The 21,546-nt window shown below is 42.1% G+C and carries 14 protein-coding genes; 8 read left to right on the plus strand and 6 right to left on the minus strand.

All coding sequences use genetic code 11. The features are described 5' to 3' along the window. Positions 1 to 56 precede the first annotated feature (56 nt). Together nagZ and FTV13_RS02555 are read left to right on the plus strand one after the other, a co-directional pair. A complete protein-coding gene (gene nagZ / locus FTV13_RS02550) occupies positions 57 to 1,079 on the plus strand; it encodes a beta-N-acetylhexosaminidase (protein ID WP_180010885.1) in 1,023 nt (340 codons plus the stop codon). Positions 1,080 to 1,202: 123 nt separating this feature from the next. Beyond that, a complete protein-coding gene (locus tag FTV13_RS02555) occupies positions 1,203 to 2,066 on the plus strand; it encodes a class I SAM-dependent methyltransferase (RefSeq protein WP_180010887.1) in 864 nt (287 codons plus the stop codon). A gap of 30 nt (positions 2,067 to 2,096) precedes the next feature. On the opposite strand, the gene FTV13_RS02560 is transcribed toward FTV13_RS02555, so the two are convergent. Then, entirely contained in the window at positions 2,097 to 3,434 is a 1,338-nt protein-coding gene (locus FTV13_RS02560; RefSeq protein ID WP_166136318.1) for an alpha/beta fold hydrolase, read from the minus strand. A gap of 324 nt (positions 3,435 to 3,758) precedes the next feature. Here FTV13_RS02560 and FTV13_RS02565 point away from each other — a divergent pair, with 324 nt between their 5' ends. The 3 genes from FTV13_RS02565 to pta all read left to right on the plus strand — a co-directional run bounded on the left by FTV13_RS02565 (position 3,759) and on the right by pta (position 8,846). Continuing rightward, on the plus strand, positions 3,759 to 5,024 hold the full coding sequence (locus FTV13_RS02565) for a glutamate-5-semialdehyde dehydrogenase (protein ID WP_180010888.1): 1,266 nt from the start codon (positions 3,759 to 3,761) through the stop codon (positions 5,022 to 5,024). Between the two features lie 406 nt (positions 5,025 to 5,430). Further along, a complete protein-coding gene (locus FTV13_RS02570) occupies positions 5,431 to 6,654 on the plus strand; it encodes an acetate/propionate family kinase (RefSeq protein WP_166136315.1) in 1,224 nt (407 codons plus the stop codon). Between the two features lie 53 nt (positions 6,655 to 6,707). Then, a complete protein-coding gene (pta, locus tag FTV13_RS02575; protein WP_180010890.1) occupies positions 6,708 to 8,846 on the plus strand; it encodes a phosphate acetyltransferase in 2,139 nt (712 codons plus the stop codon). Between the two features lie 307 nt (positions 8,847 to 9,153). On the opposite strand, the gene FTV13_RS02580 is transcribed toward pta, so the two are convergent. After that, entirely contained in the window at positions 9,154 to 9,393 is a 240-nt protein-coding gene (locus FTV13_RS02580) for a DUF2171 domain-containing protein (RefSeq protein ID WP_166136309.1), read from the minus strand. A 777-nt stretch (positions 9,394 to 10,170) separates the two neighbouring features. Here FTV13_RS02580 and FTV13_RS02585 point away from each other — a divergent pair. Beyond that, a complete protein-coding gene (locus tag FTV13_RS02585; RefSeq protein ID WP_005232211.1) occupies positions 10,171 to 11,697 on the plus strand; it encodes a fumarate hydratase in 1,527 nt (508 codons plus the stop codon). A 60-nt stretch (positions 11,698 to 11,757) separates the two neighbouring features. Here the strand turns inward: FTV13_RS02585 and FTV13_RS02590 are convergent, their stop codons facing one another. From FTV13_RS02590 to tig, 4 genes are all read right to left on the minus strand, one after another. Further along, complete coding sequence (locus FTV13_RS02590) at positions 11,758 to 12,474, minus strand: DUF2846 domain-containing protein (RefSeq protein ID WP_004781989.1); 717 nt, start codon at positions 12,472 to 12,474, stop codon at positions 11,758 to 11,760. Positions 12,475 to 12,641: 167 nt separating this feature from the next. Continuing rightward, positions 12,642 to 13,952 carry an ATP-dependent protease ATP-binding subunit ClpX gene (gene clpX / locus FTV13_RS02595; RefSeq protein WP_004781987.1) on the minus strand — a complete coding sequence of 437 codons (1,311 nt, stop codon included), beginning with the start codon at positions 13,950 to 13,952 and terminating at the stop codon, positions 12,642 to 12,644. A 29-nt stretch (positions 13,953 to 13,981) separates the two neighbouring features. Beyond that, a complete protein-coding gene (gene clpP, locus FTV13_RS02600; RefSeq protein WP_004781985.1) occupies positions 13,982 to 14,587 on the minus strand; it encodes an ATP-dependent Clp endopeptidase proteolytic subunit ClpP in 606 nt (201 codons plus the stop codon). 190 nt (positions 14,588 to 14,777) lie between these two features. Next, positions 14,778 to 16,109, minus strand: a complete 1,332-nt coding sequence (tig, locus tag FTV13_RS02605; RefSeq protein ID WP_004781984.1) for a trigger factor — start codon at positions 16,107 to 16,109, stop codon at positions 14,778 to 14,780. 503 nt (positions 16,110 to 16,612) lie between these two features. On the opposite strand from tig, the gene FTV13_RS02610 reads away from it, so the two are divergent. Next, positions 16,613 to 18,850 carry a TonB-dependent siderophore receptor gene (locus tag FTV13_RS02610; protein WP_180010892.1) on the plus strand — a complete coding sequence of 746 codons (2,238 nt, stop codon included), beginning with the start codon at positions 16,613 to 16,615 and terminating at the stop codon, positions 18,848 to 18,850. 412 nt (positions 18,851 to 19,262) lie between these two features. Continuing rightward, positions 19,263 to 21,518 (plus strand): catecholate siderophore receptor Fiu, encoded by a 2,256-nt coding sequence (locus FTV13_RS02615; protein ID WP_180010894.1) that lies wholly within the window; start codon positions 19,263 to 19,265, stop codon positions 21,516 to 21,518. Positions 21,519 to 21,546 lie beyond the last annotated feature (28 nt).

A 21,546-nucleotide genomic window follows, 5' to 3' on the forward strand; every position in this document is an offset into this window, starting at 1 on the left:
ATCATTGCAGAATTCAGGTATTGTTTTCCCCGAAAATTCTAAAATGGATTCCGCATATGATTGGCGCATTGATGCTCGACATCGCAGGCACTACCCTTACTCAAGAAGATATTGAACTCTTGGGTGCACCACAAGTCGGTGGTGTGATTTTATTCGGTCGCAATATTGAATCTCCTGCCCAAGTCCGCGCTTTGACTGATCATATGCGTCAGGTCCGTCCAGATATTCTGATTGCGGTGGATCAGGAAGGTGGCCGGGTACAGCGCCTGAAACAGGGCTTTACCCTGCTGCCTGCCATGGGCAAATTTGGTGAGCTTTATCAGACGGATCGTGAAAAAGCGCTGGAACTGGCCGAGAAATGTGGCTGGTTGATGGCGACTGAAGTACTGGCTGTCGGAATTGACTTCAGTTTTGCGCCTATACTGGATCTGAATGATATTAGTGATGTGATTGGCGACCGTAGCTTTGCCAGAAATATTCAGGATATTATTCCACTAGCTAGTGCTTTTCTGAAAGGTATGAAGCGTGCTGGCATGGCTTCGACCGGTAAGCATTTCCCGGGACATGGTTCGGTTAAGGCCGATTCGCATGTGACCGCTGCCATTGATATGCGCAGCTATGAAGAAATCCAGCAAAAGGATATGCAGACTTTTATCCAGTTACAATCCCAACTGGATGCGCTTATGCCTGCCCATGTTATCTATAGTCAGGTTGATCCAAATCCAGCCGGTTTTTCAGAATTCTGGATTCAGAAAGTGTTACGTCAAGAACTTGGATTCGACGGCGTACTGTTCTCGGATGATTTAAGCATGCAGGCTGCCTGTGTGGCTGGTGGTGCCGATGCCCGTATTCAGGCGGCATTGAAAGCAGGTTGTGATATGGGGTTAGTCTGCAATGATCGCGCAGCACAGTGTATCGCACTTGAAGGCATTCAGGAGCTACCGCTGCCAAATCAGCAGCGTCTGGAACGCATGCGCGGAAAAATTGCAGAGATTCAGATCGGCACTGAACTGAATCTTGGAGATGAGTGGTGCCAGATCCGTGATGAAATCAGCCAGTTTAGAGATCAGGTTCTGTAATTTTTAAATGATCTGAATACGACAAAGGAACACGACAAGGTGTTCCTTTTTTATTATCATGTTGAAAAGACTGCTATATTGATGAGCAGCATTGAATTAAAACAACAATAAGGTCAGGACGACATGACAGAATCTCTTTCACAACACCGCCATATTTCTTTTACTGCACATTATACTGGCTATATCTGGTACAAAATGGGGATTTCACATCCGGTATTTGCCACCTCTAAAGGTAAATTCCTTGCCAAACTGGTTCATCCATTGGAGTCATGGGCTGAGCGTCATGTAGGTGGCAGTATGCGCACCACCCTGAAACAGCGTCATCAAATGATTGACGAACACTTAGGTCAGTTAATTAGTGAATATCCTCAATTACAGGTACTGGAAATTGCCAGTGGCTTATCCCCACGCAGCTGGAATTTTAGACAGAAATTTCCCGGGATTAATTATCGGGAATTGGATCTGCCCGATATGGCCAAGATCAAAACTAATGCTTTGCAGCAGATTGATCAGGATGCCCCGGAAGTATTGAGCGGCGATATTTTTAGTGCAGAACTGGCGAATATTTTTAAAGTCTTTGACCCGCAGCAGCCTTTAGTCATTATTAATGAAGGCCTGATCAATTACTTTGATCAAAAAATGCTGTTTACCTTGCTCAAAGGTATTAACGAATATGGTCAAGGTTTCAGTGAAGTGCATTATCTCAGTGATATTTACCCTGAACCGGTCAAAAACAGACTGGCAAGCTTTATCTGGGCCTGTAGTCGTCTGCTAAAATTTATCTCACGCAGTGCATTCACCTTTCATTTTAAATCGCCCCAAGAACTACAGCAGTTTTTTCAGCAAGCTGGGTTTATGCGGGTGGAGGTCGAACAGCCACAACGTTATTTTGCAGAACCTCGACAGCAGAGTCCTCATTATGAACAGGATGAACATTTGGGCGATTTAGTCTGGATGATTCATGCGGTGAAAAAAAACAGCGTTTAATTACGCTGTTTTTTTATGAATTCTATTGTTTTAGATGACTGCATCGAATACTTCAGCCTGTTGAATTGCTTTCTCTTTCTGGACAAACCGTAATAAACGCTCTGCTACATCAAAACTGCCATGCTTGAACAAAGCACGTAACTGAGTGCCATCATGCTCGAAGATTAAACATTCGATCTTAAACTCCCCTTCTTCATCTTCCAAATGTAAAGCCAGATCACGTGGATATGCGGCTGCCTGATCGGTTAATCCAGGTTCCAATTCCAGCAACACCCCAAAGAAATTCATATCGATAATTTCTGCCTTGAATACCAGATCAGAATGACGATGACTTAAATAACGCTGTGGATCCTGAACCGTAATCCGCTCTTCCCCACGTCGTTCGATCTGCTGCATCTGTTCACGGGTGAACGGGATAATACCTTCGAGTTGATCAACCGGCTCATCACGCAGGAAAGTTGCAAATAGATGCATGGTTTCTTTACGGCGCTGTAACTGAGGCACATGATCTGCAGAAGCAATCTGCACATACTGCATATTTGGACATTGCAGGGCAAAATTGGCATTTTCATGCGGCAAGGTAAAGCTGTCATACTGCCCGCAAGCCACCAAAACTTTGCATTGAGGAATCGGTACATTGGTCAGTCTTAAAAGACGGTTACAGTTGATGTCATAGCGGTCCTGTTCTGTCGCTGTAAACTCGGACATCTGCTTAAAGAACAGCCGTTTTGCTGTTGGTGACATGCGGGTTTCCTTTAAACGTGCATGATTGACCAGATACAGAATCACCGCTTGGCCAAATTCGTCCATGCGCTGTTCTTTCATTAAATGTAGAGATTCTTCCAGCAGCATGCGCCAGCTTTTGCGGGTTTTCTGCATTACACCCATCAAAATCATACGGTCTACCAGTTCAGGACGCTGATCTGCCAGGCAGGAAGCCACCACTGAACCTAAAGACATTCCCAGAATAGCCACCTTAGGCAGTTGCATCTGCTCCAGCCATTGGCCTAGCATCGCTGCCAGATCTTCCAGTTCAAGTGTTCCTGCAGATAAGCCGGTATCAACGTTAGTAATTTGCTGGTTGGCCCCCATGGAAGGTAAATCAATTAAAATAATAGGTCCCGCATCAAATAACTGTTCTACACAATATTTGTAAGAATTAAAGTTCTGAAAAGCTCCCCCAATAATCACCATTGGGCGCATATGCAAAGTATCAGGACGCGCAATGGCCATATACTCGATTTTCCAGCCATCGATCCATGTCGTACGTGCTGGTTGCTTGAAACTGTGCTTATCATAAAGATCAAAAAAACCGTAATGGCTATGTTGGTCCAATGCCTGGGCATCCATCTGGATAATGGAATTCATATTCCTTTCCTCCGTCCTTGCCTTATTTTTATTGTGCAAGTCATTATTTACAGATCTTATGCTTCAGGATTATTCCGATTATCCTGAACACGCATCCTGCGCTGTAGTAATTATATCAATGACATCTATGTCGCTACATTTCATTCTATACAGAGCGGCTTTTCACAAGCAACTGATTCGACAACCACTTATCTGCTTTTAAAGATAAAACAATTTCAAAATGTTTAGAAACAGTGAAAAGCTTATGATTTTTAAGTGATGGGCTTCATTGTCCGGCATCAGACTGTTAATATCAAAGTGAAATTTCTAAGTGATTGAACCGCTATGCAAGAGTCTATTGAACAATATATGCAAACGGTAGGACAGCAGGCACGCCAGGCTTCTCGCATTTTGGCTCGTGCGTCTACCCAAACTAAAAACAGCGCATTGTCAGCAATTTATACCGCTTTAGAAAACAGTCAAGCTGCTATTCTGGCTGCTAACCAGATTGATATGAATAAAGCTCACCAGAACAATCTGGATAGTGCCCTGCTTGATCGCTTAGAACTCAACCCCGCACGCTTTAAAGGTATGTTACAGGGCCTGAAAGATGTGATCAGCCTGAAAGATCCAATTGGTGAAATCACTGATATGGCTTACCGTCCTACAGGGATTCAGCTTGGCAAGATGCGTGTGCCTTTGGGCGTAGTGGGCATGATTTATGAATCACGTCCGAATGTAACTCTGGAAGCTGCTTCACTGGCATTAAAATCTGGAAATGCGATTATTCTGCGTGGCGGTTCAGAAGCTCTGGAATCTAACCAGGCCATTGCAACTGCCATCCAGCATGGCTTAAAAGTGGCAAGTTTACCTGAAGCATCAGTTCAGGTGATTAATACGACTGACCGTGCTGCAGTTGGCCAGCTGATTACTCTGACTGAATATGTCGATGTGATCGTACCGCGTGGTGGTAAAGGCTTAATTGAACGCATTACTGAAGAGGCACGTGTGCCTGTGATTAAACATCTGGACGGGAATTGCCATGTCTATGTCGAAGCACAGGCTGATCTGCTCAAAGCCCTGCCAATTGCTTTAAATGCCAAAACCCATCGTTATGGCGTATGTAATGCCATGGAAACTTTGCTGGTTGATGAGAAAGTGGCTGAAGATTTCCTGCCTCGAATTGCTGAGCTGTATCAGGAAAAACAGGTGGAACTTCGTGGTTGTCGTGAAACCCAGCGTATCTTGGGCAATCAGGTAGTCGCAGCGACAGAAGAAGACTGGTACACCGAATATCTGGGTCCGATTCTGGCAGTTAAAATCGTATCGGGTGTTGAGGAAGCCATTGAACATATCAATAAATATGGCTCGCATCATACTGATTCAATTATTACTGAGAATTACAGCATCGCTCGTGAATTTTTAGCTGGTGTAGATTCGAGTTCAGTAATGATCAATGCCTCTACCCGCTTTGCCGATGGTTTTGAATATGGCTTAGGGGCGGAAATCGGTATTTCGACGGATAAGATTCATGCCCGCGGCCCGGTTGGCCTAGAAGGCCTGACTTCTCAGAAATGGGTAGTCTTCGGTGATGGTCAGATTCGCCAGTAAATAGATAATAAAATCAGCCTTGTTCGCAAGGCTGATTTTTTATGCATTAGATGAATAAAAGATATGTTCAAGTAAATATGCAGCCTTTATAAAATTGCATATAATTTCTTCATATCCATACCTAAAAGGTAGAATAAATAAACATTATTTTTAAGAAATATAAGTTACAGTTTAATAGATCATTTTTTAGCAGTATTTTATTTATAAATGAAAACTATGAACTGATAAATTTTAATTATTATTGTCGCTATGGTCGATAATGCTTAAGTCTAATCGGCTAAAGTCTATCTAGGACAGTAAAAAAACCCATGTTAAAACATGATCACAGACCTATCTTGTGTCGCTTTTGCCAGCAGACAGGTCAACGAAATGGATGAGAATTTTAATTAGAATCGGGTAAACAATCGTGTCTAAATCAGTATTAGTTATTAATTGTGGCTCTTCTTCAATCAAGTTTGCCCTATTGCTTGAAGAACAGAATTTCCGTATTCACGGCTTAGCTGAAAACTTAGGCACAGAAAATGCCCGTATTAAAGGTGTGACTGTCGGTAATGAACCCGTCGATATTCATATTCCTTTTGCAGATCATAAAAAAGCGTTAGAAGTAGGTTTAGAGCGTCTGGCAAACTATAAGCCGGATGCGATCGGTCACCGTGTGGTACATGGTGGCAGTCTGACCAAAGCTGAACTGATTACTGACGAGATTATTGAAAAAATTCGCGAAGCAACTCCACTTGCGCCTTTACACAACCCGGCTCACCTGATCGGGATCGAAGCGACTAAACGTTTATTCCCAGACTTGCCACAAGTCGCAGTATTTGATACTGCTTTCCATCAAACCATGCCGGCACATGCTTACCGTTATGCGCTGCCTAAATTCCTTTATACTGAATATGGCGTACGTCGTTATGGTTTCCATGGTACCAGCCATGCTTATGTGTCCGATCGCGGTTCTGAACTGGCTGGTAGCTTTAAGCAAGGTGGCTGGTTAACAGCACATCTCGGTAATGGTAGTTCGACCTGTGCGGTATGGAATGGCCAAAGTGTAGATACCTCAATGGGTCTGACGCCACTTGAAGGTGTGGTGATGGGGACCCGTAGTGGTGATGTCGATCCAAGTTTGCATAGCTTCCTGGCTGCAAACCTAGGCTGGGATGTATATAAAATTGACAAGATGCTCAACAAAGAAAGTGGCTTGCTTGGTTTGTCTGACAACCTGTCTAATGACATGCGTACCCTGATTGAAGCCTCAGAACAAGGTAGTGAAGATGCGACTCTTGCGATTGAAGTATTCTGCTACCGTCTGGCGAAATCTTTAGCTGCTTTAAGCTGTGGTCTGCCACGTATTGATGGTCTGTTCTTTACCGGTGGTATTGGTGAAAACTCGGCGTATATCCGTGAAAAAACCATGGCTTATTTACCACATTTCGGTTTCAACCTGGATAAAGACGCTAATAGCAGTTTGAAACGCGGTACAGAAGGTCGGATCGATAACGGTACAGGCCCACAAATCTGGGTAGTTCCGACTGATGAAGAAGGCCGAATCGCGAAAGAAACTCATTCTGTGGTAGAGAATGAAGTGGAGCAAGCCACTGCAAAAAAGTCTGAACCTGAAGCTGCGCTTGCATAAGCAAGCCCGGTTCCCTTTTACCTAATTTCTATTATTGCGCGACTGATATTACTATGAAAACGATTTTATTGGTGCCGACCGGGGAAGGCGTCGGCTTAACTTCAGCCTGTTTAGGTTTGGTATATGCTTTAGAATGCCAAGGGGTAAAAGCAGGTTTTGTGAAACCTTTTTCACAGGAAAAAAGTCAGGAAACAGATCGCACTACAGCACTCTATCGTCATTTATCCCAAAGTGAAACCGTTGAACCGATTGCTTATGAAAGTCTGATTCAGCGCTTTAATCTGGGTGAAACAGATGAATTGCTTGAAGATGCAGTACGCCTGCATCGTGAGATTGCCAAAAATCACGACCTGATTATTGTTGAAGGTTTGGTACCAAATAGCCGCGATACCTTTGCGCCAAGCTTTAATGCGGCATTGGCGCAGGCACTCGATGCCAAAGTCATCATTGTCAGCAATGCTGATATCAACCAGCCTGAAGTGGCGGCTGAAAAAGTTGAAAGCCAATTACGTTATCTGGGTGGATCCTCTTCTACCCGTATGGCTGGCGTATTGTTTATGCGCACCAAAGGCCTACCGGAAGATTCTGCACAGATCCCGGTGACTATTGATCCTGGTTTACGCCTGATTAGTGATACCAACAAATTTATAGCAGCTATTCAGAAAACTCATGCCCATATTGGGTCTGAAAAGCTTCCAGTCATTGGTCTGGTTCCATTCAGTAATACTTTAAGTGTGCCACGTATTTCTGACCTGGCAGCGCATATTTCAGCAGACTGGGTGAACTTGGGTGAAGCAAAACAGCGCCGTGTCTTACACAGCAGTTTAATTGCGTCCAACATTGAACATGAATTGCATAAATTTGTAGCTGGCGAACTGATTATTAGTGCATCAGACCGTATTGATGTCTTGCTGGCAAGTAGCTTAGCGAGCAGCAATGGCATTCCATTGGCAGGTCTGGTACTGACTGAACATTATGAGCCAAATTCGGCTGTACTGGAGTTCTGCCAGACAGCGATTAAACATGGTCTGCCTATTCTGCATACGCCACTTAGCACTTTTGAAACTGCCCAAAGTCTGGCCAATTTAAGCAATGAAATTCCATGTGATGATACTGAGCGTGCTGAACAGGTGACCCGTTTTGTATCCAGTCACTTAAATGAAGAATGGATCGCACAGCTAATCAATGGTTCTTATAAGCCACGTCTGTCGCCTTCTGCATTCCGTCATGAACTGGTACAAAAATCGATTGCTGCGAAAAAACGTATTGTGCTTCCGGAAGGTGATGAACCACGTACCATTCAGGCAGCTGCGATCTGTCAATCTCGCGGGATTGCACACTGTATCTTATTGGCAAAACCGGAAGAAGTGGTGGAAGTTGCCAAAGCACGCAATATTGAATTACCGCACGATCTTGAGATTATTGATCCAGACCTGATTCGCGAGAATTATGTGGAAAAAATGGTTGAACTGCGTAAAGGCAAAATCAATGAATTGCAGGCGCGTGAACAGCTACAGGATACTGTCGTACTCGGCACCATGATGCTGGCACTTGATCAAGTGGATGGTCTGGTTTCTGGTGCAGTACATACGACTGCCAATACCGTTCGTCCTGCTTTCCAGTTGATCAAGACAGCGCCTGAATATTCACTGGTTTCTTCTGTGTTCTTTATGCTGCTGCCAGATGAGGTCTATGTTTATGGTGACTGTGCGATTAATCCAGATCCGGATGCTGAACAACTGGCTGAAATTGCAATTCAGTCTGCTGACTCTGCAAAAGCCTTTGGCATTGATCCACGTATTGCCATGATTTCTTACTCTACCGGGACTTCAGGTACCGGTGCAGATGTGGAAAAAGTCGCGGAAGCTACACGCATTGCCAAAGAACGTCGTCCTGATCTGTTGATTGATGGTCCACTGCAATACGATGCCGCTTCAGTTGAAAGTGTAGGGCGTCAGAAAGCACCAGATTCACAAGTCGCTGGTCGTGCCAATGTGTTTATCTTCCCTGATCTAAATACTGGTAACACCACTTATAAAGCGGTACAACGTGCGGCAAATGTCGTGAGTGTCGGTCCGATGCTGCAAGGCTTGAACAAGCCGGTGAATGACCTGTCACGTGGTGCGCTGGTCGATGACATTGTATTTACTATAGCCTTAACTGCGATTCAGGCAGATCAGCAAGCTAGTTAATTTTCTTTACTTACTCCACAACCATCCGGTCAAAAGATCGGGTGGTTTTTTTATTGATCTATTTATAAGTTTTCTCAGTAATCATTAGGCGTTCTATCATCTACAGATCGTCTAGCTCAAAAAATTATGCAGGTTCGTAATCCGCGCTATGAGTAAATAAAACTAAAATAAAAAGATTGATGATACAAAATAAATGCCAGCCGAACAGGCTGGCATTTACCACTTTAACAGATCAGAGTGCCTATTTAAGCTTGCATCCAGTTTGACTATTTAAGCCAAACCAGAACAAGTCAGGCAACGATCATGCTTATACCGTGGTCCATTCTTTGTGCACATCTTCTGCTGTTTTATTCAAGATCACGCTGTCATCTTTCACTTCGCTTACCCAGCTGACCGGAATCAGATGATGCTCATTATTCTCGTCATCACTTCTTGTCAATTTAATCTTGTCCTGACCTTCTAAATGATCCACTTTACCAACTTGAGTACCATCTGAAGCAATTACTGAAGCATGTTCTTTGATGTCATTTGTATTAAAGTTACTCATTCCAATTGCCCTATTTATAGAAGTTGAGAGACCTCAGTCTAAGCCCTAAAAAATTGGCTGTGTGTAAGGGTTTTCAGGCTTTGGGTTTTTCTGGGTTAATAATGTAATGAAGAAAAATAACTGTGTCACAGGCGTGTTGTGGCAAGGCCAAGATGATTGAAATATTGTTTTTTTATTAAGGTAATTTGAAGATTTGAAGATTTGAAGATTTGAAGATTTGAAGATTTGAAGATTTGAAGATTTGAAGATTTGAAGATTTGAAGATTTGAAGATTTGAAGATTTGAAGATTTGAAGATTTGAAGATTTGAAGATAGGCTAATTTTTTAGCTCTTAAAATGTAAAAAAGAAGATAAAGCTTAGGCTTGATCTTCTTTCTGGCCGTAGAACCAAGTAGCAGCGATATAAAGACTAAAAGCAATTACCATCAATACACTAGTCAGGGTCATAAAGAAAACTCATCATTCATTTGATAAGCGCATTATGTAAAAGTTTTATGACAGTTATATGACAATGATGAAATTTTCATAATTTTAATTAATTAATAAAAATCATATATTTAGAATATATTTAATTATATTCCAATAAATTTTAAGCTGAAATATGACAGTAAATATGACAAAAACCTGTCATTTTTAACCAATCTTTCAGCCAAAGTAATTTTCCTTATTGCTTAAACTATAAACTTTTGGCCAATGTCCCTGCAAAACGCCCACAACCGGATTCATTTGTCTTATAATTTAGCCCGCTAGCTAACAGCCCGCTCAAGAGATATTTGTATGACAACTATTATCAAGCAAGATGACTTGATCACATCGGTTAAAGATGCGCTTCAGTTCATTTCTTACTATCATCCACAAGACTTTATCCAAGCGATGAGCCGTGCGTACGACCGTGAAGAGAACAAAGCTGCGAAAGATGCGATCGCGCAAATCTTAATTAACTCACGCATGTGTGCAGAAGGCCACCGCCCTATCTGCCAGGATACTGGTATCGTCAACGTATTTGTTGAAGTGGGCATGGACGTTAAATTTGATTTAACCATGAGCCTGGACGATGCGATCAACGAAGGTGTACGTCAAGGTTATCTTGAAAACTCTAACGTACTTCGTGCATCTGTACTGGCTGACCCTGCTTTTGGCCGTAAGAACACCAAAGACAACACGCCTGCTGTGATCTATCACAAACTTGTTCCAGGTAACAAAGTAGACATCACTGTTGCTGCTAAGGGTGGCGGTTCAGAAAACAAATCTAAACTGGCAATGTTGAACCCGTCTGACTCAATCGTGGACTGGGTATTAAAAACTGTTCCAACTATGGGTGCAGGCTGGTGTCCTCCTGGTATGCTGGGTATCGGTATTGGTGGTACTGCTGAAAAAGCCATGATGCTTGCAAAAGAAGCATTGATGGAAGAGATCAACATGGACGAATTGCTTCGTCGTGGCCCACAAAACAAACTTGAAGAACTTCGTATCGAAATCTTCGAGAAAGTAAACGCATTGGGCATTGGTGCTCAAGGTCTTGGTGGTTTAACCACTGTTCTAGACATCAAGATCAAAGATTACCCTTGTCACGCTGCGGGCAAACCAGTCGGCATGATCCCGAACTGTGCTGCAACCCGTCACGCACACTTCACACTTGATGGTTCAGGCGTTGCGCATATTCAAGCACCAAGCCTTGAAGACTACCCATCAGTCACTTGGGATTCTTCATCTTCTAAACGTGTTGACCTAGACAACATCACTCAAGAAGAAATGAACTCTTGGAAACCAGGTGATACGCTGCTTCTAAACGGTACAATCTATACTGGCCGTGATGCTGCACACAAACGTATGGTAGACATGCTGAACAACGGTGAAGAACTCCCTGTTGATCTAAAAGGCAAATTCATCTACTACGTAGGTCCTGTTGATCCAGTGGGTGACGAAGTTGTAGGTCCTGCAGGTCCAACAACTGCAACTCGTATGGATAAATTCACTCGTCAGGTATTAGAAGCAACTGGTCTTTATGGCATGATCGGTAAAGCGGACCGTGGTCCTGCTGCTGTTGAAGCAATTAAAGACAACAAAGCGACTTACCTCATGGCGGTTGGTGGTGCTGCATACCTCGTATCTAAAGCAATCCGTGAAGCTGAAGTGGTTGCCTTTGCTGACCTAGGCATGGAAGCGATCTACAAGTTTGTAGTGAAAGATATGCCTGTATCTGTAGCAGTTGACGTAAATGGTACATCTGTACACGCGACTGCTCCAAAAATCTGGCAAGCAAAAATTGGCAAAATTCCAGTAGTTGACGCTGCTGCGGGTTAATTTAAGCTATATAAAAAAGCACCCTTAATGGGTGCTTTTTTATTGGAATTTTAAAATTAATTACCAGGTTCTTGGATCCCAGAGTTTAAACGGTGTGGTTAACTGTACATCTGTAGATGGATCATATTCAGTTGCCTTAATTTTCTGAGCTTTCTTGCGGATTTTCCCAGTTTCCTGATCCTGTGCAAAAAAGTTAAAACTGTCCGATTTTAACTGGGTAAAAGCAATTTCATTGAGGCCCACACTGCTCGGCATCAGCATCAGAGGTCCCGGAACACTACGACGGGTGCTTAGATTTTCTTCATCATACTTAATAAAATAGGATTGACCCGCTTCTACGGTAAAGTCCAGATATTTAGGTTTCTGGAAGTGCAAAGCACCTAAAGGACGGCTGGTACTCAAACGATACGTGCCTGCAGGTAACTCAATCCAGTAATGATGATTATGCAATAAACTCGGAATACGATGCTGATTGATAAATAGGCTGGCAGCGACAATTTCCTGACGGTTCCATTTGGAATCCGGGCGGTATAAATAAACAATTGCTGCATCCTCATGCTGAGGTTTAACTGCCTGAAAATGATTGCCCTGTTTCTGGTTGACCCAGCCGCCAATTGTAAACATCCCCACCCGATGCTGTTCGACGAAGCCTGGTTTTTTTTCAAGATCAATATTTTTTAAAGTGCTGAGTGGCTGTGTAGGCTCAACTACGGCTTTTTTACCGTGACAACCCATCAGCGCCAAACTGCCGATGAGCACCATTGCGACTCCACGCATGCTTATCCCTCACTGCGTCTTTATTCTTGTATGCAAGTGCTTTGCGATATATTTTTATAGCTTTCGGCGTCCACGCCTAGATGTTGAGATTAGCATCTGCTTTTATCTTTTGGAAATAAAAAACGTGCGAAAACACGGGGTTTTCGCACGTTTCTGACGAATAGCAATCAAGCAGATTTGCTATTCACCACCTTTAAATCAACTTTTGCCGCTGTTTCTGGCTCGTCATGTGGTTGACGTTCAGCACGAAATTCTGGTGCAGCTTCACCATTAATGACAGCTTCATTCACCACCACGGTGCCTACATCGCTACGACTCGGCAGGTCATACATGGTTTCTAGCAATGAATTTTCCAGAATTGAACGCAGGCCACGCGCACCAGTATTACGTTCCAGTGCTTTTTTCGCAACGGCACGTAGTGCTGAATCTTCAAAGACCAAGTCCACATTTTCCATCTCAAACAAATGTTTATATTGACGAGTTAATGCATTCTTCGGCTCAGTCAGAATCTGCATTAAAGCTTCTTCATCGAGCTCATCCAAAGTCGCAATCACGGGTAAACGACCAATGAATTCTGGAATCAGACCAAATTTCACTAAGTCAGTCGCTTCGACCTGACGGAACAATTCAGACAACTTTTTGCTTTCGTCTTTATTACGGACTTCTGCAGTAAAGCCAATACCACCTTTCTCCTGACGCTGCTGTACGATTTTCTCAAGACCTGAGAATGCACCGCCACAGATGAACAGGATATTCGAGGTATCAATCTGAATGAATTCCTGCTGCGGGTGCTTACGACCACCTTGTGGTGGAATTGAAGCAACCGTACCTTCGATCATTTTCAGCAAGGCTTGCTGTACGCCTTCACCTGATACATCACGAGTAATGGATGGGTTTTCAGATTTACGGGTAATCTTGTCGATTTCATCGATATAGATAATGCCCTTTTGCGCTTTTTCGACATCGTAATCAGCTTTTTGCAAAAGCTTTTGTACAATGTTTTCAACATCTTCACCCACATAACCCGCTTCAGTTAGGGTTGTTGCATCTGCCATGGCAAATGGAACGTCCAGAAGACGGGCAAGGGTTTGTGCCAGCAAGGTTTTACCTGAACCGGTCGGACCGACCAGCAGGATATTACTTTTGGCAATTTCAACGGAATCATCTGCTTTCTTACCATTGGTCTGTACTTTCAGACGTTTATAATGGTTGTATACGGCCACAGATAATGTCTTTTTCGCTACGTCCTGACCAATCACATATTGATCGAGCGCCGCACGGATTTCATGCGGTTTCGGTAAAGGACGGTTCGCCCAGTCATTGGTTTCGACCTGTTGACTGGTTTGAACCAAATCTAAGCATACGTCCACACATTCATTACAAATGTATGCGTCCTCGCCTGCAATCAGCTTTCCGACTTCAGACTGCGTTTTACCGCAAAATGAACAATGCTTTTGTCCTTGAGGATGTTCGGACATATTTACTCCAATATCTCAATCTCTAAAACTTATGGACGTTTCGTTAGAACTTCATCCACAAGACCGTATTCTTTCGCTTGCTGAGCAGTCATGAAGTTGTCACGGTCTGTATCGCGTGCCACTTTTTCATAGTCCTGACCGCTATGTTCAGCCATTAAACGGTTTAAACGTTCTTTAATGAACAGAATTTCACGTGCGTGAATTTCAATATCTGATGCCTGGCCTTTGAAACCACCCAAAGGCTGGTGAATCATGACACGTGCATTTTCAAGGCAGTAACGTTTGCCTTTAGTTCCTGCATTGAGCAGGAATGCACCCATTGATGCTGCCTGACCCATACAGTAAGTCACAACATCCGGTTTAATAAACTGCATGGTATCGTAGATCGCCATGCCAGCAGTCACTGAACCACCCGGTGAGTTGATATATAAATGAATATCTTTATCTGGGTTCTCAGCTTCTAAAAACAACATTTGCGCAACGATCAGGTTGGCCATATTGTCTTCAACTTCACCTGTCAGAAAAATTACCCGCTCACGTAAAAGGCGTGAATAAATATCAAAAGAACGCTCACCACGAGAGGATTGTTCTACCACCATTGGCACTAAAGCGTTTTCAATCGTTGGAACATACATAGGTTTATTTATTCCTAAATTTTTGTGACTTAATCCATAATCACAATATGAGGGATAATCAATGAAATTGCAAAATAATCGCGAATAATTCCATCATATTTTTTGCATTAGTTTTGTGAAAATCAGATATGTCAAGAAATTACTAATATGAAAAAAGGCGCACGAAGCGCCTTTTTATGGAAAGCTTGAATTAGCCTTGTTGACGAGCTTGTTGCTCTTTCAATAAGTCTTCATAGCTTACAGTCGCATCAGTCACTTTAGCAGATGACAGAATGTGATCAACAACTTGATCTTCAAGTACAACTGCTTCGATTTGAGCACGTTGTTGCTTGTCATTTTTGAAGTATTCAATCACTTCGTTTGGATCTTCGTAAGAAGAAGCCATGTCTTCGATATAAGCTTCAACGCGCGCTTGATCTACTTCGATTTTCGCATCAGCAAGAATACGGCTTACCAATACGCCAAGTTTAACTGATTTCTCAGCTTGTTCTTTAAACAGGTCATCTGGAAGCATGCTTGAATCAAATGCTTTCGCGCCTTGAGCACCGAACTGTTGAGTGAACTGCTGGATCATTTGTTGACGTTGACGGTCAATTTCTTGAGCAACCATTGCAGATGGAAGTTCAACTTCGTTTGCAGCTACAAGTGCATCGAAAGTTGCGCCTTTAACCTGGTTACGCAGGCCGTTTTTCACTTCACGTTCCATGTTTTTACGAACGTCAGCTTTCAGTTTTTCAACGCCATCTTCTTCAGAAATACCGAAGATTTTCAGGAATTCAGCATCAATTTCTGGAAGTTTTTGTTTTTCAACAAGTTTCACATTGATTTTGAATTGAGCTTGTTTACCAGCAAGGTTTTCAGCTTGGTAATCTTCAGGGAAAGTAACATCGATCACTTTCTCTTCGCCTTTCTTCATACCGATGATGCCATCTTCGAAGCCAGGGATCATACGACCAGAACCTAAAACAAGTTTAAAGTCTTGCGCAGCGCCGCCTTCAAATTTTTCGCCATCAACAGTACCTTCGAAGTCGAAAGTTACTTGCATGTCTTTTTTAGCCATGCCTTTAGTTTCAGCCCAAGAAGCGCGTTGTTTTTGAAGATTTTCAATCATCTTCTCAACGTCTTTATCATTTACTTCAGACGCTTTACGTTCAACTTCCAGACCTTCGAATTTCACTTCAACTTCTGGATAAACTTCAACAGTCGCTTCATAAACTAAAGCATCATCTTTCATTTCAGTTTTTTCGATGTTTGGCATACCAACAGCGTTGATTTTTTCTTGTTGGATTGCTTCGAAAACTGTGTCACGAATGATGTCGTTGACAACTTCTTGGTAGATACCAGCGCCGTATTCACGACGAACTACGTTTACAGGTACTTTACCTGGACGGAAGCCGTTGATCTTCGCAGTTTTAGCAGTGCGTTTTAAACGAGCTTCAAATTGCTCATTAATACGGCTCGTCGGTACAGAAACATTTAAACGACGGGCAACGCCCGAAACCGCTTCAGAAGTTACTTGCATGGCTTCCTCTATATATTTGGTAATAACAGGTTTATAAAAATGTGCCACATTATATGACAACATTTGCAGATATACAAAACACAATACTTGAATCGTCTTTATTGATGCTGTAATAATCAAATTTATTCAGTCAAATTCATTTTTCTTTGATTAAATATCCCTTCCCTCAAATAAGAGTAGATATATTGATTACTCAAACTGGACAGATCATCTCATTCATCGGCATTTATGGATTTTTATAGGACTTTTAGTAAACTTTTCTTTATCTTTTCTTCAAAATTTTTAAACTCTAATAATCTCAATAAAAGTAACGATAATAATCTATTAATCAGATCTATTTTAAATACATTAACTTAGAAACATTTTGATACACTATCACATTGATCAAACCAATTAATACAATCCTTAAAATCGTCATTTCCTATCGGCAAGTAATTCTTAATTTAAATAAGAATTATTATTATTCGCATACATAAATTTTAAGCTTTTTTTCGGGTTCCCACATGTCGTTTATCAAATCACGTAAAAAACTCGTTTCATCGGCGATTGCCTCTTCCCTCTCGATTGTAACCGTAAATGCTGTGGCTGATGAAAATGTGGTCAAGCTCGAAACTATTCATCAAGAAGTTAAAGCTGAACAGACACCAAGTTTAAAAGTAGATAATTCCGCAAATAAGAAATTTGTTGCACCTTTACTGGATACACCTAAATCTGTATCAGTCATTTCTAAGCAACTGATTGAAGACACTCAAGTCACTACACTTTCTGATGCTTTACGTACTGTACCTGGTATTACTTTGGGTGCGGGTGAAGGTGGCAACCCGAATGGCGATCGTCCATTTATTCGTGGTTATAACTCTGAAAGCTCAATGTATGTAGATGGAGTTCGTAGCGCGACTTCACAAAACCGTGAAATGTTTGCGGTCGAACAGGTTGAAGTGACCAAAGGCTCTTCTTCTGCAATGGGCGGTGCCGGTACGACTGGCGGTAGCATCAACATGATCTCTAAGGTTGCTAAAGCTGGTGATTCTTTAGAAGGTTCCATTGCACAAGGTACCGATAATTACCAGCGCATCACTTTAGATGGCAACAAAGATTTCGGTAATGGCATTGCAGCGCGTATTGCTGTGATGGGTCATCAAAATGAAAAAGCTGGTCAGAAAGACGGCGCTGAATATAAACGTGTAGGTATTGCACCAAGTATCAGTTTTGGCCTGGATACTCCTACTCGTGGGACTTTAAGCTATTACTACTTAAAATCTGATGATACGCCTGATGCTGGTGTTCCATATAATTATGACAAAGATAAAAAAGCGACTGTCGGTAAACCTATCGATGTTAAACAAGGCATCTACTATGGTTTATTAAATCGTGATTTCCAGAAACAAGAAAATCAGATTGGTACACTTAAATTAGAACATGATCTGACTGATGATTTGACTTTGAGTAATACTGCTATTTATAGCAAGTCAAAAAATGATTATCTATGGACGCAGCCTGATGACTCAAAAGGTAACGTACTCAATGATAAAGTATGGCGTCGTATTAACTCACGGATTACAGATACAGAAACCTTTAGCGATCAACTTTCTTTAGCAGGTAAGTTTAATACCGGTGCTCTAAAGCATAGCTTTAATACAGGTGTTGAATACTCTAAACAAGAATCTGATAAAGGTAACTATTCAACCACCTACCCTGGCTACCCTGATAGCACGACAGGTGGATTTAACAGTGATTGTGCAAATAATGATGCATGGTGTACTTCTTTAACCAATCCAAACTCACGTGATCAATGGTTAGGTGCTCGTACAGCCAACAGAGCTACCACGACCACTACCACAGAAACAGCTTCTATTTATTTACTGGATAACATTGAACTCAATCCGCAATGGTTATTGGACTTAGGATTGCGTTGGGATGACTTTGATACCAAGCAAAAAACCAATGCTTCAGGTGAAACCATTTCAAGTGACGCTGATTTCTTCACTTACCAGGCAGGTCTTACTTTTAAACCGCGTGAAAATGGATCTATTTACACAAGCTTCGCTACTTCAGCCAACCCTGTAGGTGTTGACTCAGGTGATGGTTCAGAAGGTATTGCAGAAAATTATAGCAATCTCGATCCTGAAGAAAGCCGCACATTTGAAATTGGTACGAAATGGGATCTATTTAATGACAAATTGAATTTGACTGCTGCAATTTTCCGTACTGAAAAACAGAATGCTCGAGTTCAGTTAACACCGACTACTTATGCTAACGTTGGTGAAAGTAAGGTAGATGGCTTTGAGCTTGGTTTAAACGGTAATCTTACTGATAAATGGGCAGTCTCTGCGGGCTATACATACCTAGACAGTGAAGCTGTTGATAATGGAAAAAAATGTAGCGGTCGACCAACTGTATGTACAAATGAAGATAGTCCATACAATGGAAATAAAATGCCTAACGTTGCGAAAAACTCAGCCACACTTTGGACGACTTATGATCTAACCCCTGCGTTAACAATCGGTGCTGGTGCAGTTGCGATGGACAAAGTGTATGGTGACCTAGCGAATACTAAATATGTTCCAGGTTATGTACGCTATGATGCCATGGCACGTTATAACGTAAATCAAAATGTTGACCTGCAGTTAAATGTAAATAACTTATCTGATGAACGTTATTTCACTAAAGCTTATGCATCTCACTATGCAACTGAAGCAGAAGGCCGTAACGCAGTTCTTTCTCTGAACTTTAAATACTAAGTTTTAGCTTCTTCCCTCATCAAAAAATAGCCTCATTCGTGAGGCTATTTTTATTTTCTGAAAGATATAAAACTTTAAATCTAGATTTAGTTGTATTTATAAACCTTTTGATAAAAAGCTTTAAATAGAAAATAATTACATTTTTTAATCTTAGGTAAAAAACTGAAAAATAAGTTTATTTTGAAATTTTTCTTAATAGAAATCCCAGATTAAAGTTTGAATATTAAACAGTAATTTCATCCATAAATTCATAAGAATGATTTAATTAAATATTGTTAATGATAATTATTATCACTACAATTCGCAAAATTGTTAAAGGCCATAACAATAACTCCATAATTGCTGCTATTTGATGAACTCGAGCATATCAAGGTGGTAAGGGAAATATTATTCAATTCAGGAATTCTGTCACATGGCGCATATCAAAAGCCGAAAACATCATTACAAGACTTCATTGGTCGCACTTGCTGCAACTTTGCCACTGATCACTCATGCAGATAACATCACCAATGAAGGCGTTATTCAGCTTCCAGGAATTACAGTTAAGAATAAAACTGCAAATGAATATAAAATGGATCAATTAAGTTCTGCTAAATCTAGCCAAGCTTTAGTAGATACGCCTCAAACCGTTTCGATTATCAACAAGAACTTATTAAAAGAACAAGGTGCAACCACCCTGGTTGAAGCCTTACGTAATACGCCAGGAATTACCCTGCAACTCGGTGAGAATGGGAATACCAGTGCTGGCGATGCTTTCCAGATGCGCGGCTTTTCAACTCAAAGCTCGACCTATCTGGATGGTATTCGTGATCTGGGTGCTGTGAGTCGTGATGTATTTAATCTGGAGCAGGTGGAGGTTGTAAAAGGCCCGGCAGGTGCAGAGGGTGGACGTGGTACAGCATCCGGTTATGTAAATCTGGTCAGCAAGCTGCCTCATCTGGAAAACAGCCGTGAAGTGTCTGCAACCTATAACACGGCAGAACATACACGCCTTGCTACCGATATTAATCAGGCCATTAATGACAGCATCGCCATTCGCCTGAATGCGATGGGACAAGATGGCGGTGTGCAAGGACGCGATTATATCGAAAATCAAGGCTGGGCTATTGCTCCTTCCATCGCCTTTGGTCTGGATAGCGATACTCGTTTATATCTTTACTCACAACACATTCGTCAGCGTAATATCCCGGATGGCGGTATTCCGACTATTGGCATGAAAGGTTTCTGGAATGCTGACCCGCTGATTGCCAATGCAGCTAAAGTGGATCGTGAAAATTATTATGGTCACGCAGATGACCATGAAGATATTAATGCTGACATGTTTACAGCCAAAATCGAAAGTGACTGGGCTAAAAATCTGAAATTTACCAATATTACCCGCCTGGGCAATACCCAGATGCAGCGTACCTTGACGGGGATTAATACGATTTCAAGAAACGATTCTACTAATCCTCAAGACTGGACAGTCAGCCGTTCGCGACAAGGGGTGGATCAGGAAAATAAAATTCTAGCTAATCAGAGTACGATCAACTGGAATGTCAAAACTGGTTCAGTAGAACATGATATGGTCGCTGGCGTAGAGCTATTAAAAGAGCGGCAATATTCTAGAACGCTGGCAACACAAATGCCGGGACAACCAAGCAACAGTACACCACCCGCGAATCTATATCATCCTGATCGTTACCAGAATCTGCCGGATCCTGTTTATACGGGTGCTTATTCAGATGGTGAAACCCAGACGGCGGCAGTTTATCTTTTTGATACACTCAAGTTTGGTGAACGCTTCCAGTTAAACGGAGGTATCCGTGTCGACTATTATGATACCAATTACGATGCATTGGGTTACTCAACCGACAGTAATACCTTGGCAGTGACTGAAACTAGAACAGATTTAAAAGCACATGATACTTTATTCAGCTGGAAGCTTGGTGGTTTATATAAGCCCACAGCCTATAGCAGTGTCTATGCCTCTTATGCCAAGTCCCTGACACCTCCAGGTAGCAATAATTTTAGCCTTTCAACTACAGGAGCAAACAGCTCGGCTGCTGATCCTCAAGAAACCCATCATTATGAAATCGGGACCAAATGGGATTTACTGGAGGGTAACCTGGCTTTAAATGCTGCGGTATACCATACTGAAAATGAAAACCAGTTTACTCAAGACCCGATCACCCGCGAGTCTATTCAGGAAGGTAAAACTGTTGTTAAGGGAGTCGAGCTGGGTGCTGTCGGTAAAATTACCGATGCCTGGAATATTTCAGCTGGCGTAGCCCATATGAAAACCGAGCAAAAAGACCAGTTCAGTGTCAACTCCAACACGGGTGTAGTGACCCAGACCAATAGTGTACGTTGGTCACCTGAATGGACCGCTTCTTTATGGACGACCTATAACATTGCTGGTTTAAAACTGGGCTTGGGCGCACGTTATGTGGATGAGCAAAAACGTGTGATTACCGATAGTACTGCAGCAGCGAATATGCCAAGTATTCCAAGCTATGTGGTATTTGATGCTATGGCCGGTTATACCTTTAATGACCAAACTTCCTTAAACCTGAATGTTTATAATCTGGCAGATAAAGAGTACATCAGCACGCTGAATAATGGAGGTGGCCGTGTGATCTTAGGCCAACCACGTTCAGCAGCTTTAACCCTGAACTATAAATTTTAATTCAGCTTTTATCTCTATCTATCAATAT

Source organism: Acinetobacter sp. YH12235 (genome assembly GCF_013417705.1).
Classification (GTDB): Bacteria; Pseudomonadota; Gammaproteobacteria; order Pseudomonadales; family Moraxellaceae; genus Acinetobacter.